This is a genomic window from Mycoplana sp. BE70, assembly GCF_031455855.1.
GTDB lineage: Bacteria > Pseudomonadota > Alphaproteobacteria > Rhizobiales > Rhizobiaceae > Mycoplana.
Genome location: NZ_JAVDTM010000004.1, coordinates 110,124 through 123,206, shown reverse-complemented (window position 1 = coordinate 123,206; position 13,083 = coordinate 110,124). Strand labels below are relative to the sequence as shown.

9 protein-coding genes, 1 tRNA gene and 1 pseudogene are annotated in these 13,083 nt (G+C 63.8%); 10 read left to right on the top strand and 1 reads right to left on the bottom strand.

The window, feature by feature from the left end:
* Positions 1-62: 62 nt before the first annotated feature.
* The 4 genes from J2Y48_RS09090 (at position 63) to J2Y48_RS09075 (ending at position 4,080) form a co-directional block, all read left to right on the top strand.
* A tRNA-Lys gene (locus tag J2Y48_RS09090) sits at positions 63-138 on the top strand.
* A 516-nt stretch (positions 139-654) separates the two neighbouring features.
* On the top strand, positions 655-1,050 hold the full coding sequence (locus J2Y48_RS09085; RefSeq protein ID WP_310416063.1) for a response regulator: 396 nt from the start codon (positions 655-657) through the stop codon (positions 1,048-1,050).
* The gene (locus tag J2Y48_RS09080) at positions 1,043-1,339 is read left to right on the top strand and encodes a hypothetical protein (RefSeq protein ID WP_310416846.1); all 297 of its coding nucleotides are present in this window, start codon (positions 1,043-1,045) and stop codon (positions 1,337-1,339) included. Before J2Y48_RS09085 ends, J2Y48_RS09080 begins: the two co-directional genes overlap by 8 nt.
* Positions 1,336-4,080: a sensor histidine kinase gene (locus J2Y48_RS09075; RefSeq protein WP_310416060.1), complete on the top strand. Its 2,745-nt coding sequence runs from the start codon at positions 1,336-1,338 to the stop codon at positions 4,078-4,080. Before J2Y48_RS09080 ends, J2Y48_RS09075 begins: the two co-directional genes overlap by 4 nt.
* Here J2Y48_RS09075 and J2Y48_RS09070 read toward each other — a convergent pair.
* A complete protein-coding gene (locus J2Y48_RS09070; RefSeq protein ID WP_310416057.1) occupies positions 4,077-5,600 on the bottom strand; it encodes a short-chain fatty acyl-CoA regulator family protein in 1,524 nt (507 codons plus the stop codon). The two genes, J2Y48_RS09075 and J2Y48_RS09070, sit on opposite strands and share 4 nt — an antisense overlap.
* Before the next feature lie 143 nt (positions 5,601-5,743).
* On the opposite strand from J2Y48_RS09070, the gene J2Y48_RS09065 reads away from it, so the two are divergent.
* From J2Y48_RS09065 to acs, 6 genes and pseudogenes are all read left to right on the top strand, one after another.
* A complete protein-coding gene (locus J2Y48_RS09065; RefSeq protein WP_310416054.1) occupies positions 5,744-7,087 on the top strand; it encodes a substrate-binding protein in 1,344 nt (447 codons plus the stop codon).
* 197 nt (positions 7,088-7,284) lie between these two features.
* Positions 7,285-8,313 (top strand): branched-chain amino acid ABC transporter permease, encoded by a 1,029-nt coding sequence (locus tag J2Y48_RS09060; RefSeq protein WP_310416051.1) that lies wholly within the window; start codon positions 7,285-7,287, stop codon positions 8,311-8,313.
* 6 nt (positions 8,314-8,319) lie between these two features.
* Positions 8,320-9,462 carry a branched-chain amino acid ABC transporter permease gene (locus J2Y48_RS09055; protein ID WP_310416048.1) on the top strand — a complete coding sequence of 381 codons (1,143 nt, stop codon included), beginning with the start codon at positions 8,320-8,322 and terminating at the stop codon, positions 9,460-9,462.
* A gap of 11 nt (positions 9,463-9,473) precedes the next feature.
* Positions 9,474-10,247 (top strand): ABC transporter ATP-binding protein, encoded by a 774-nt coding sequence (locus tag J2Y48_RS09050; protein WP_310416045.1) that lies wholly within the window; start codon positions 9,474-9,476, stop codon positions 10,245-10,247.
* Complete coding sequence (locus J2Y48_RS09045; RefSeq protein WP_310416042.1) at positions 10,244-11,005, top strand: ABC transporter ATP-binding protein; 762 nt, start codon at positions 10,244-10,246, stop codon at positions 11,003-11,005. The genes J2Y48_RS09050 and J2Y48_RS09045 overlap by 4 nt, the downstream gene beginning before the upstream one ends.
* A gap of 13 nt (positions 11,006-11,018) precedes the next feature.
* Positions 11,019-12,968 (top strand): annotated as a pseudogene (gene acs, locus J2Y48_RS09040) (acetate--CoA ligase).
* Positions 12,969-13,083 lie beyond the last annotated feature (115 nt).

Genomic DNA, 13,083 nt, shown 5'->3' with positions numbered 1-13,083 from the left:
CTAGACAAGCCCGGTGAACCCCATTATACGCCGCACCAGACCGCAGCGACGCGGTTCTGGACGGGTGATTAGCTCAGTTGGTAGAGCAGCTGACTCTTAATCAGCGGGTCCACGGTTCGAGCCCGTGATCACCCACCAAACACTTTCAATTTCAATGGCTTCACGATTTCCCAATCTTCTCCTTGGGACCCGTGCGGCTTTCCGGAAGTCGCACGAGACGCGGCTACTTTCGACCTGGTAACGGTCCTTCTCTACAGCCTTCAGCATCCGGCCCTGCGCATCGAGCAACGGCTGCATTGAGAACCTCGATGCGCTTCAGCCGGTCGCGTGCATTACGCTAGATCGACCTTGAACTCGGAGAGGCGCAGCTCGAGGCGGCGGCCGCTCTCGCGCGTTATGTCGGCCGCCCGCGGGCGAATCGCGCACTTGACGACCACGGCATAAGACATGGTTACGCGCCACTTGATGGATGGATTGACTGCGCGGCGGGCTCGTCCTGCCGGGCTTGCGCCTATGATGGCTTGATTTAGCGGCCGATTTGGACTGGGATAGGGGCCTACAAGAAGAAGACCGGACATTGGCAGGTTCCGGCAGCCGCAGTCTGTGGGGAGGGCGCGGCAAAACCGTTCACAGCCTTTGGGAGGGGCTGCTGTGATGACGGACGTTCTCATTGTCGAAGATGAACAGGCGATTCTGGAATCGCTTGAATTCATCCTGACGCGTTGTGGCTGGTCCGTCGGCGTCGCGCGCGACGGCGAGGCCGCGTTGCAAGCGGTCTTGCATTTCCGGCCGCGCCTCGTGTTGCTGGACATCATGCTGCCCAAGCGCGGCGGTCTCGACGTCTTGAAGATACTGCGCTCCAACGCGGCACTGGCGTCGACCGCCGTTCTCATCCTCACCGCGCGCGGTCAGCAATATGACCGGCAGGCGGCGATGGATCTGAAAGCGGACGGTTTCATCACCAAGCCTTACGCAAATGGCGACGTGGTGGACGCCGTCCGCCGCATTCTCGACAGCCGGCCGCGCCCCGCCTCGGTCGCCCATGCCTAGTCCACCGGCCACTTCGAAGGAGGAGCACGCGGAGCGTGAGGACGTCGCGTTTCTGGTGCCGTTTTTCGGCGTCGTCCTGCTGCTGCCGCCGCTGCTGAACCTGTTCGGGGATTTACGCACCGCATTCGGCGTGCCGGTCGAAGTGCTGTACCTGTTCGGAGTCTGGCTCCTTGTCATCGCAGCGGCGGTGCTGCTCTCGCGCCGCCGTCAGTTTCGCGAAGCGACGCCCGCAACGGAGGCGGACCAGGCCTCCCCACCGTCCCTAGAGCCACCGGGCCGCCAAGCATGATCCTGTCGCCCGATTTCGTCATCCTGACGGCGGTCGGCTATGTGGGGCTGTTGTTCCTGCTCGCCTATCTGTCCGATGCGCGGGCCAAGGCGGGCAATGCCGGCTTCCTGCGCTCGCCCGTCGTCTACACGCTGTCGATCTCGGTCTACTGCACGAGCTGGACGTTTTACGGCGCCGTGGGCACCGCGGCCCGCAGCGGGCTGGAGTTCATGGCAATCTACATGGGCCCGACACTGGTCTTCGTCGGCTGGTGGTTCCTGCTGCGCAAGCTCATCCGCATCGCCCACAGCCAGCACATCACGTCGATCGCCGACTTCCTGTCGTCACGCTTCGGCAAATCGAGCCGGCTGGCGGTCCTGGTCACGCTGATCGCGGTGGTCAGCATCACCCCATATATTGCGCTGCAGCTCAAGGCGATCACCACCTCCATCCAGACCGTGTCGGTCGCCAAGGGAGGTGGAACCGATCACCTGGCAACGCTCGACGAGGTCACGCTGGCGCTGGGCGTCGCCATCGGCATGGCGGTATTCACCATCCTGTTCGGCACCCGCAACGTCAACGCGCGCGAGCACCATCCCGGCGTCGTGGCTGCCATCGCCTTCGAGGCGGTGGTGAAGCTGCTGGCGCTGGTCGCGGTCGGGATCTTCGTGGTCTTTGGCGTCAGCGGCGGCATCTCCGACATCTATGCGCGCGCCGTGGAGGCCGGCGTGCGCATCCATGAAAACGAGCCGTTCGGCAGCCGCTGGGTCGCCGTGCTGCTCCTGTCCGCCTGCGCGGTCATCTGCCTGCCGCGCCAGTTCCAGATCACCGTGGTCGAGAATTCCAACGAGGACCATCTGCGTACCGCAAGCTGGGCCTTTCCCTGCTATATGCTGGCGATGAGCGTGTTCATTCTGCCGATCGCGCTCTACGGTCAGTCGACCATGCCGGCGGGATCGAATCCGGACATGTTCGTGTTGACCCTGCCGATGAGGACCGGGCATGACGCGTTGGCGCTTTTCGCCTTCATCGGCGGCTTTTCCAGCGCCACCTCGATGATCATTGTGGCCTCCATCGCACTGTCGATCATGGTGTCGAACCATATCGTCGTGCCGCTGGCGCTGCGGGCGGCCTCACTGGGAGAGGAGGCCGGGGAGCGCGGCATCGCCAGGCTGCTGCTGCGCAGCCGTCGCATCTCGATTGCCTTGATGCTGCTGCTCGGCTTTCTCTACTTCTGGCTGACGCAGGGTTCGGACGCGCTGGCGCCCATCGGCCTGATCTCGTTTGGCGGCGTCGCCCAGTTCCTGCCCGCCATGCTGGCAGCGCTCTACTGGCGCACGGCCACGATGAAGGGGGCGCTGGCGGGGATCTCCTGTGGCTTTGTCGTCTGGGCCTGGACACTGTTCCTGCCGTCCTTCGCTACGTTCAGCCCGATCGTCGCCGACGTCGTGGCCAACGGACCCTGGGGTATCAGGGCCTTGCGGCCAGAGGCCCTGTTCGGCATGGAAGGCATGGATCCGCTGGTTCACTCCGTGTTCTGGAGCATGCTGGCGAATGTCTCGATGCTGCTGTGTGTCTCGGCGCTGACTAGGCAGAATGCCCTGGAGCGCATTCAGGCGGCGCTCTTCGTCGATGTGTTTCGGCGCTCCGCTTCGTTCCAGCCGCGCATCCTGCGAGGCTCGGCCACCACCAGCGAACTGTTTTTCGTGGCCGAGCGGGTCCTGGGCTGGAGCCGGGCGCGGGCACTGTTCGATTCGGCCGGCGTGCCGCACCGCCAGACGGCGCCGCAGCAAGGGGTTCCGGCCGATTTCATTGCCCGGCTGGAGCGCGAGCTGGCCGGCTCGATCGGCTCGGCATCCGCGCATATCCTGCTCACCAAGGCCATTGCCGGCGATGCGATCTCGCTGGAGGAGATGATGCAGATCGCAGACGAAACGCAGCAGGCGATCGAGTATTCCCATGCGCTGGAGTTGAAGTCGCAGGAACTGCATTTCACCGCCCAGCAGCTGAAGGAGGCGAACGCACTGCTGAAGGAACTGCATCAGCAGAAGGACGAATTCCTGTCGCAGGTCAGCCATGAAGTGCGCACGCCGATGACCTCGATCCGTTCCTTCGCCGAGATCCTGATGGTGCCCGAAGACCTCACACCCGAACAGCGGGTCCGCTTTGTCAACACCATCCACAACGAAAGCGTGCGGCTGACCAAACTGCTCGATGAAATCCTCGACCTCAGCGCGCTCGAGCAAGGGGAGCGCGACTGGGAGAACGTCCCGGTTGATGCGGAGCAGGTTCTCGAGCAGGCCATTGCTGTCTGCGAGGCGCTGGCGCGCAAGCGCTTCGTTTCGATCGAAAACGGCGTGCGGGCCGGAAGCTGCATCGTGCTGGCCGATACCGGGAGGCTCAGCCAGGTCTTCATCAACATCATCGCCAATGCGATCTCGCACAATGATGCGAAGAACCCTGTGGTCCACATATCCTCGGGCCGATCCGAGGAGGGCTACATTGTGGCTATTTCCGACAACGGTCCGGGCATTCCGGCGGTTTATCACAACAAAATCTTCGACAAGTTCGTGCGCGCCGAGCCGGACGGCATGCACGATTCTCAAGGTCTTGGCCTTGGTCTCAACATCAGCCACAAGATCGTCGGCAAGCTGAACGGGCGGCTTGAGTTGACTAGGGGCGTGCTGCCGGGCGCATGCTTCCGAATCGTCCTGCCGATCTGGCAGCCGGCGGATACTGCCGCAGTCCCGGAGCAGGCTTAGAGCGGTATCTCCTGCCGGTGGGCACAGCTCAGGCGCGGGCAGGGGGCGCAGGACGGCCCGACCTCGACCGGCGCGGCACTGAGGTCGAGGCCATCGCCATAGACGGTGCGGTCCGCATGGACGACATCGCAGCCCAGCATGATGGAGAAGGTCAGCGGCTTTTGCCCGAACCGGGTGGCATGTTTGGACACCGTCTTCGCGACCAGCAGGAAACGGCCGCCGCCGGGAAAGACAGAGACCTGCCGCACCACGCCCCCGGTCGCGAACGCATCATAGATCGGCCACAGCGGGCAGCCATGTCCGAAGCCCGGTATGGTCAGCCCCGGCAGCGGAAAGCGTTTGGTGAGGCGTCCCGAGCGATCGGTGCGCAGGAAGCCGAAAGGAAGGCCTTCGCGCCCTCTGGCACGCAGCGTCACCAGCCGGTGCGCGGCCTGCTCGAAGCTGACGCCGGCAAGCCCGCTCAGCAGCTCGACGTCATACCGGTTCTCCTCCGCCATGCGCAGGAAGTCGTCATAGGGCATCATGATCGCCCCGGCGACGTAGGAGGAAAGCGCGCGCAGCGCTAACCCTCTGGCCTCCTCGGTCGACAGTTCGAGCCGCTCCGTGGTTTGCGCAAGGCTGGCGGCAGAGGCTTTCAACGCGTAGGCGCGCAGCATGCGGAAAATCCGGGCCGGGCGGGGCATGGTCTCTGAAAACACGAGCGCGGGCGCGTTTGCCGATGCCGCAGCGGCGTTGCCGATACGGCACGAGATGCCGAACCGTCGCTCCAGTGCCGCAGCGAGCTGTCTTTCCTCGATCGGACCTCTTCCGGCGAGTTCACCGCGCAGGATCCCGGCGATCGTCTCCAGCTCCGGAAAGTGGTTGTTATGGGTGATGAGCGCCTCGTCTACTTCCATCACCGGCGAAACCGGCCGCTGGCGGGCGGAGGTCTGGTCGAAATAGGCCAGCAGGCTCTGTGTGGTCGGAACCAGCTCGCGCGCCTCGGTGTTGATGGTGGTGATGAAACGCCTGCGTTCATCCTCTGTAATGTCCGGGATGTCGGCCAGGATCTCCGCGCCGGATTTGATACCGGCGATGCGGTTCAGGATCTCGTGCAGGATTTGCGACAGCAGCGGATCCGACTTCAGCCGCTGGCGGAGCACTTCGATTTCCATCGTGGCGTCCGCATAAGCCCGGTGAAGGCGCGCCAGTGCGGTCCCGGCCTCCGGAAAGCGCGCGACGAGATCGCGAACCGCCTGGGGCTCGATCTCGATCCCGCGCATCAGCGGTTCCGCCATCAGGTCACCGATTGCGGCGATGGTGCGGGCCTCGCTCTCGCCCGACAGATGCTCCAGGTCGATGCCCAGCCTCTCGCCGATGCGCAGCAGAAGCGTGCCGCCGATGCTGCGCTTGTTGTTTTCGATGAGATTGAGATAGCTGGCCGAAATCCCCAGCGTGCGGGCCAGCGCCACCTGCGACAGGCCGGCGGCGATACGCTTGCGTCTTATGCGGGCCCCGATCGGCGTCCTGAACTTGACCATTGTAAATTCTTTACCAATGTGAATTTACCAATTCCGATTTTGTGACAAAATATTGATGTAATGTCAAATACTTATTGAGAAGATGACAGTTTGTGACAGTCTCTTGCCGCGACCCAACGACTTGGCCGCGTGGAGGAGATGAAATGACCATTTTTCGTACCAACAGGCGAAGCCTGCTCAAGGGGGCCGGTGCTGGCATCGTTGCGCTCAGCACGCCTCATATTTTCACCAAGGGAGCTTGGGCGCAGAATTTCTGCAATGACCCGACCAACGGCAAGATCGTGTTCGGCTTCAACGTGCCGCAGACCGGTTCCTATGCCGAAGAGGGGCTGGAGCAGCTCAAGGGCTACGAATTGGCCGTGAAGCACATCAACGGCGAGGGGGATGGCGGCCTGCTGCAAACCCTGAAGCCCGTGGCGCTGAAGGGCAACGGCGTACTCGGCCGCAAGGTCGAATACGTGACCGGCGACACCCAGACCAACACCGACGCTGCCCGTGACGGCGCGCGCCGCATGATCGAGCGCGACAAGGCCATCATGGTCACCGGTTCGGTCACCTCTGGCGAGGCCATCGCCCAGCAGAGCCTGTGCCAGGAGATGGGCGTCATCTACATGTCCGGCCTGACTCATTCCAACGACACCACCGGCAAGGACAAGCGCCGCTATGGCTTCCGGCATTTCTTCAATGCCTATCAGTCGGGTGTCGCCATCGCGCCGTTCCTGGCCAAGGAATACGGCACCGACCGGCGGGCCTATCACCTGACCGCCGACTACACCTGGGGCTGGACGCAGGAAGAATCGATCAAGAACGCCACCGAGGCGCTCGGCTGGGAGACGGTGGCCACGGTGCGCACCCCGCTCGGCCTCGGCGACTACTCGCAATATCTCACCCCGGTGCTGAACTCGGGCGCCGACGTGCTCATCCTCAACCACTACGGCCACGACATGGTCAACTCGCTGCCGCAGGCGGTGCAGTTCGGCCTGCGCGAGCGGCAGGCCAACGGCAAGAACTTCGAAATCGTCGTGCCGATGTTCTCCGAACTGATGGCGGTGGGCGCGGGTGAAGCGGTGAAGGGCATCATTGGCACCTCCAACTGGCAGTGGTCGCTGGACGACGAGGGCACCAAGGCCTTCACCAAGTCCTATGGCGAGGCCTATGGCCAACCGCCGTCGCAGTCGGCCCACACCGGCTATGTGCAGGCCATCCTCTACGCTGACGCTGTGGAGCGGGCCGGCACCTTCTATCCGCCGGAAGTCATCAAGGCGCTCGAGGGCTTCGAGTTCGACGGCATGGGCAACGGCCATACCGTCTACCGCGACACCGACCACCAGTGCCTCAAGGAGGTCCTGGTGGTACGCGGCAACGAGAACCCGACCAGCCGCTTCGACGTGCTCAACGTGATCGGCAAGACGACGCGCGAGGACGTCACCTATGACGCCTCGATCTTCGGCGGAGAGCTTGGGCCCTACGAGCCCAACGCGTGCTGACGACATAGCGGCATCGCGTCTCGCCTGATTGCAGCGGGCGGGGCGCAGCCCTTTGCCTGCCCACTCAGGGCATCGCACCTGAAAACGAATGGTGCGATGCCCGATCAAGCAGAGAGATCGCCAGCATACGTCCAACGGGACGCGGGCGGTCAAGGACGTTTGCAATGCGCACCGTCTCGCATCGAAGGACTACTTAGATGAATGTGTTCTTGGCCCAGTTGCTGAACGGGCTGGACAAGGGCGGCGCCTATGCGCTGATCGCCCTTGGCCTCACACTGGTTTTCGGCACGCTGGGCGTCGTCAATTTCGCCCATGGCGCGCTGTTCATGCTCGGCTGCTTCTGCGCCGTCACCTTCCGCTATCTCATCACCCTTGAAACGGTGACCTTCGATCCGGAGAAGCTGTCGCCCTGGGGGTCGCCGGTCGAGGTGCGCACGCCACTGGTGCAGAACTGGTTCGGCGATTTCGGCGCGGTGCTGGTCGACTATTCGGTGCCGATCTCGATCCTGCTCGCCATTCCGGTGATGCTGCTCATCGGCATCGCCATGGAGCGCGGTCTCATCAAGCATTTCTACAAGCGCAGCCATGCCGAGCAGATCCTCGTCACCTTCGGCCTCGCCATCGTGCTGCAGGAGATCGTCAAGAGCTTCTTCGGTGCCAATCCGGTGCCGCAGCCGATCCCGACCGACCTGCGCGGCGCGGCCGACATCGGCGTCTGGTTCGGCATGGCGGCCCATACTCTGACCTATCCGTGGTGGCGCCTGATCTACCTGCTGTTCTCCGCCCTGGTCATCGGCGGCGTGTTCGCATTCCTGCAATTCACCACGTTCGGCATGGTGGTGCGCGCCGGCATGGCCGACCGGGAGACGGTCGGGCTGATGGGCATCGACATCGATCGGCGCTTCACCATCGTCTTCGGGTTGGCGGCGGTGGTAGCAGGCGTGGCCGGCGTCATGTACACGCCGCTCCTGGCGCCCAACTATCACCTGGGCATGGACTTCCTGGTCCTGAGCTTCGTCGTCGTCGTGGTCGGTGGCATGGGCTCGCTGCCCGGCGCGGTCGCGGCCGGTTTCCTGCTCGGCATCCTGCAGTCCTTCGCGTCGATGACCGGGGTGAAATCCCTCATCCCCGGTATCGACCAGGTCATCATCTATCTCGTCGCAGTCGTCATCCTGCTCGTGCGTCCGCGCGGCCTGATGGGACGGCGCGGAATCATGGAGAGCTGATCCACCATGTTCTCGCTTTCTCGCAAGGACCTCGCCGCACTCGCAGTCTTCGCTGCCATCGTGTTGGCCATGCCGCTGTGGCTGTCGCCCCTTGGCGCCGCCTATCCCGGCCTCATGCAGAAGTTCGCGATCTACGCGATCTTCGCCATCGGCTTCAACATCCTGTTCGGCCTCACGGGTTATCTGTCCTTCGGACATGCCGCCTTCCTGGGGGGCGGGTCCTACACGACGGTGTGGTCGTTCAAGCTGCTGACGATGGATATCATGCCGGCCATGGTCTTCGCCGTCATCGTCAGCGGCCTGTTCGCGCTGCTGATCGGTTATTTCAGCCTGCGGCGCACCGGCATCTATTTCTCCATCCTCACGCTCGCCTTCGCCCAGATGAGCTATAGCCTCGCCTATTCGGTGCTGACGCCGATCACCAATGGCGAGACCGGGCTGCTGCTGGCGCGAAACGATCCGCGCTTTCTGGATGCCATCATCGGCGCACAGGCCAGTGTCGCCGGCCTGCCGCAGCCGACGCTGCTCGGCAGTTCGGTCAGCGGCTATTCAGGCTTCTATCTGTGCGCAGCGGTTCTGATCCTGGCCTTTTACATTTCCCAGAAGATCTTCGCCTCGCCCTTCGGCATGGCGCTGCGCGGCATCAAGTCCAACCAGACGCGCATGAACTACACCGGCTTCAACACGCGGCCGTACATGCTGGCGGCTTTCGTCATCTCCGGCATGTTCGCCGGCCTGGCGGGCGCGCTGCTGTCCATCACCGATCCGCTGGCGGGTGCCGAACGCATGAAGTGGACCGAGTCCGGCAACGTGGTTCTCATGACCATTCTGGGTGGTGTCGGAACCCTGTTTGGGCCGGTGATCGGCGCCTGGTTGATCAAGTACTTCGAGAACATCTTCTCGGCCATCAACACCAACATGCTCAACAGTGCGTTGTCGTTCCTGCCCGATGGCGTGCAGAACGTCGTCGTGACGGTGCTGTCCAAGTTCGTCGGCGAGGGCTGGCATCTCACGCTTGGCCTGATGTTCGTGTTGATCGTGGTCTTCCTGCCCGGCGGTCTGGTGGAGGGCTTCCATCGCCTCGTGGCGCGTCTGAAACGACCAAAGGGGGCGCCTGAAGGCGTCGCCGCGGTCCAGCCGGCGGAATAGGAGACAGCGTCATGATTCAAGCATCGCCCAACATCATTCTGCACGCGGCCGACGTTCATAAGAATTTCGGTGGCCTGCGTGCTCTCTCCGACATCGACCTGCAGATCGAGGAGGGCAGGACCCACGCCATCATCGGCCCCAACGGGGCCGGCAAGTCGACGCTGCTCAATGTCATTATCGGCCGAATTCCGCCCACCAGCGGTGCAGTGGTGTTCGATGGCACCGTCCTGACCGGCAAGGCGCCGCACGAGATCAACCAGCTCGGCATTTCGCGCGTGTTCCAGACGCCGGAAATTTTTCCGGACCTGCCGGTTCTGTACAATGTCATGGCGCCCGCTTTTGCGCGGCGCGACGGCGCCTTCCGCGTCAACATGCTGCGCGGTGTCGATTCCGAGCGTGAAATCCGCCAGGAGGCGGAAGACATTCTCGACGACATCGGCCTGCATGGCCGCCGCGACGATCATGCCGGTTCGCTGTCGCGCGGCGACAAGCGCCGGCTGGAACTGGCCATGTGCCTGATCCAGCGGCCGCGCCTGCTGCTGCTCGACGAGCCGACGGCCGGCATGAGCCGGCACGACACCAACACCACCATCGAGCTTCTGCGCAAGATCAAGTCCAGCGGCATGACCAAGGTCATCATCGAGCATGACATGCATGTCGTCTTTTCGCTGGCCGACAGGATTTCCGTCCTGGCGCAGGGCCGCATCATCGCGTCGGGTCTTCCCCAGGAGATCAAGGAAGATCCGCGCGTGCAGGAAGCCTATCTGGGCGGGAGCGTGCAATGAACGTTGCGATGAAACGGGAAGCGATTTCGGCCGCCACCGAGGCTGATCCCTCCAAGGCCTTTTTCGCGGTGCGCGATGTCCACGCCTATTACGGCGAAAGCTACATCGTGCAGGGCGTCACGCTGGACGTGAAGAAGGGCGAGATCCTGGCGCTGCTCGGTCGCAACGGCGCGGGCAAGACGTCCACCTTGCGCACCATTGCCCGCATGGACAATCCCGCACTGCGCTCCGGCGAAATCTGGCTGGAGGGGCAACCACTGCACGCCATGAAGTCCTGGCAGGCTGCGCAGGCCGGCGTCCAGCTGGTGCCGGAGGACCGGCGGATCATCCCCGGGATGACGGTGGAGGAAAACCTGGTCCTGGCGCAGGTGGCGCCCGGCCACGGCATGTCGCTCGACGAGCTTTACGAGCATTTCCCGCGGCTGGCCGAACGGCGCAAGCAGGAGGCCGTCACCATGTCGGGCGGCGAGCAGCAGATGCTGGCGGTCGCCCGGGCACTGGCGCGCGAGGTGAAGCTGCTTTTGCTCGACGAGCCCTATGAGGGATTGGCGCCGGTCATCGTCAAGGAGATCGAGCGCATCGTCGAACAGATCAAGGAGCGCGGCATCACCACCATCATCGTCGAGCAGAACGCCGTCGCGGCACTTCGGCTCGCCGATCGCGCCGTCATCCTCGATACCGGCGAACTGGTCTTTGCCGGGTCGGCCAAGGAGCTTCTCGAAAGCGAGGATCTCCGTAACGAATATCTGGCGATCTGAGGCGGGGAGAGGAATGTCCAAGGAAATTGTTCACCCGGTTCAGGCTGCCTGGAAGAAGGCTGCCCTGATCGACAACGAGACCTATCTTGCCTGGTATGCGGAGAGCGTTCGCGACCCGAACGGGTTCTGGGGGCGGCACGGCCGCCGGCTGGACTGGTTCAAGCCCTATACGAAGGTGAGAAACGCCTCCTTCGAGGGCGATGTGTCGATCAAGTGGTTCGAGGACGGCGAGCTCAACCTGTCCCACAACTGCATCGATCGGCATCTAGACGCACGCGGCGACCAGGTCGCCATTATCTGGGAGGGCGACGATCCGGCCGAGGACCGGAAGATCACCTATCGCGAGATGCACGAGCAGGTGTGCCGCTATGCCAACGTGCTGAAGTCGCACGGGGTGAGGAAAGGCGACCGCGTCACGATCTACATGCCGATGATCCCGGAGGTCGCCTACGCGATGCTGGCCTGCGCGCGCATCGGAGCGATCCACTCGGTGGTGTTCGGCGGCTTCTCGCCCGATTCGCTGGCCGGGCGCATCGTCGACTGCGAATCGCATGTGGTGATCACCGCCGACGAAGGCTTGCGCGGCGGCCGCAAGGTGCCGCTGAAGGCCAATGCCGACAAGGCGGCCGAGATCGCCGCGGCGGCCGGCAATGCAGTGCACAAGGTGCTGGTGGTGCGCCGCACCGGCGGGGCGATCAACTGGGTGGACGGGCGCGACGTCTGGCTGGACGAGGCGGCCAGGGCGGCTTCGCCCGTATGCCCGGCCGAGCCGATGAACGCGGAGGACCCGCTGTTCATCCTCTACACCTCCGGCTCGACAGGCAAGCCCAAGGGGGTGCTGCACACCACCGGCGGCTATCTGGTGCATGTGTCGATGACGCACCAGTACGTCTTCGACTACCGTGACGGCGATATCTACTGGTGCACGGCCGATGTCGGCTGGGTGACGGGCCACTCCTACATCCTCTACGGGCCGCTCGCCAATGGCGCGACGACGCTGATGTTCGAGGGGGTGCCGAACTATCCCGACGCCTCGCGCTTCTGGCAGGTGGTGGACAAGCACAAGGTCAACATTTTCTACACCGCGCCCACCGCCATCCGGGCGCTGATGAGGCGACGACTGGGTGAAGAAGGGCTCGCGCGAGAGCCTGCGCCTGCTGGGTTCGGTGGGAGAACCTATCAACCCGGAGGCCTGGGAATGGTACTTCAACGTCGTCGGCGAGGGCCGCTGCCCGGTCGTCGACACCTGGTGGCAGACGGAGAACGGCGGCATCCTGATCGCGCCGCTGCCGGGCGCCACCGACCTGAAGCCCGGCTCGGCGAGCCGGCCCTTCTTCGGCGTGGTGCCCGAAATCGTCGACAATGACGGCGCGGTCATCGAGGGGATGGGCTCGGGCAACCTGTGCATCGCACAGCCGTGGCCGGGCATGATGCGCACGGTGTTCGGCGACCACGAGCGTTTCATCCAGACCTATTTCTCCACCTACGAGGGCAAGTACTTCACGGCGACGGCTGCCGGCGCGACAAAGACGGCTATTACTGGATCACCGGGCGGGTCGACGACGTCATCAACGTGTCGGGCCACCGCATGGGCACGGCGGAGGTGGAATCGGCGCTGGTGGCGCATGAGACGGTGTCGGAGGCCGCGGTCGTGGGCTATCCGCACGACCTCAAGGGCCAGGGCATCTACTGCTATGTCACGCTGATGGAGGGCGAGCAGCCGAGCGACGCGCTGCGCAAGGACCTGATCGCCCATGTGCGCAACGAGATCGGGCCCATCGCGGCACCCGACAAGATCCAGTTCGCGCCGGCGCTGCCGAAGACGCGCTCGGCCAAGATCATGCGCCGCATCCTGCGGAAGATCGCCGAGGACGACTTCTCCGCGCTCGGCGACACCTCGACGCTGGCCGACCCCTCCGTGGTCGACGACCTCATCGCCAACCGGCAAAACAGAAAAGCCTGAAAGCAAGCGCGGCCGCGAGGAGACCTTTGGAGCCTCGCTGCCGCCCCGTCTGCGACTTGAACTTCTGGTGTCCTACAGGCCGGCCCTGCGCTGGAAAGGCCCAGGGGAAGCTGAA

Excerpts from the sequence above, each read along its gene's own strand:
- J2Y48_RS09085 (WP_310416063.1), top strand. The coding sequence starts at position 655 with ATGACGGACGTTCTCATTGTCGAAGATGAACAGGCGATTCTGGAATCG.
- J2Y48_RS09080 (WP_310416846.1), top strand. The coding sequence starts at position 1,043 with ATGCCTAGTCCACCGGCCACTTCGAAGGAGGAGCACGCGGAGCGTGAG.
- J2Y48_RS09075 (WP_310416060.1), top strand. The coding sequence starts at position 1,336 with ATGATCCTGTCGCCCGATTTCGTCATCCTGACGGCGGTCGGCTATGTG.
- J2Y48_RS09070 (WP_310416057.1), bottom strand. The coding sequence starts at position 5,600 with ATGGTCAAGTTCAGGACGCCGATCGGGGCCCGCATAAGACGCAAGCGT.
- J2Y48_RS09065 (WP_310416054.1), top strand. The coding sequence starts at position 5,744 with ATGACCATTTTTCGTACCAACAGGCGAAGCCTGCTCAAGGGGGCCGGT.
- J2Y48_RS09060 (WP_310416051.1), top strand. The coding sequence starts at position 7,285 with ATGAATGTGTTCTTGGCCCAGTTGCTGAACGGGCTGGACAAGGGCGGC.
- J2Y48_RS09055 (WP_310416048.1), top strand. The coding sequence starts at position 8,320 with ATGTTCTCGCTTTCTCGCAAGGACCTCGCCGCACTCGCAGTCTTCGCT.
- J2Y48_RS09050 (WP_310416045.1), top strand. The coding sequence starts at position 9,474 with ATGATTCAAGCATCGCCCAACATCATTCTGCACGCGGCCGACGTTCAT.
- J2Y48_RS09045 (WP_310416042.1), top strand. The coding sequence starts at position 10,244 with ATGAACGTTGCGATGAAACGGGAAGCGATTTCGGCCGCCACCGAGGCT.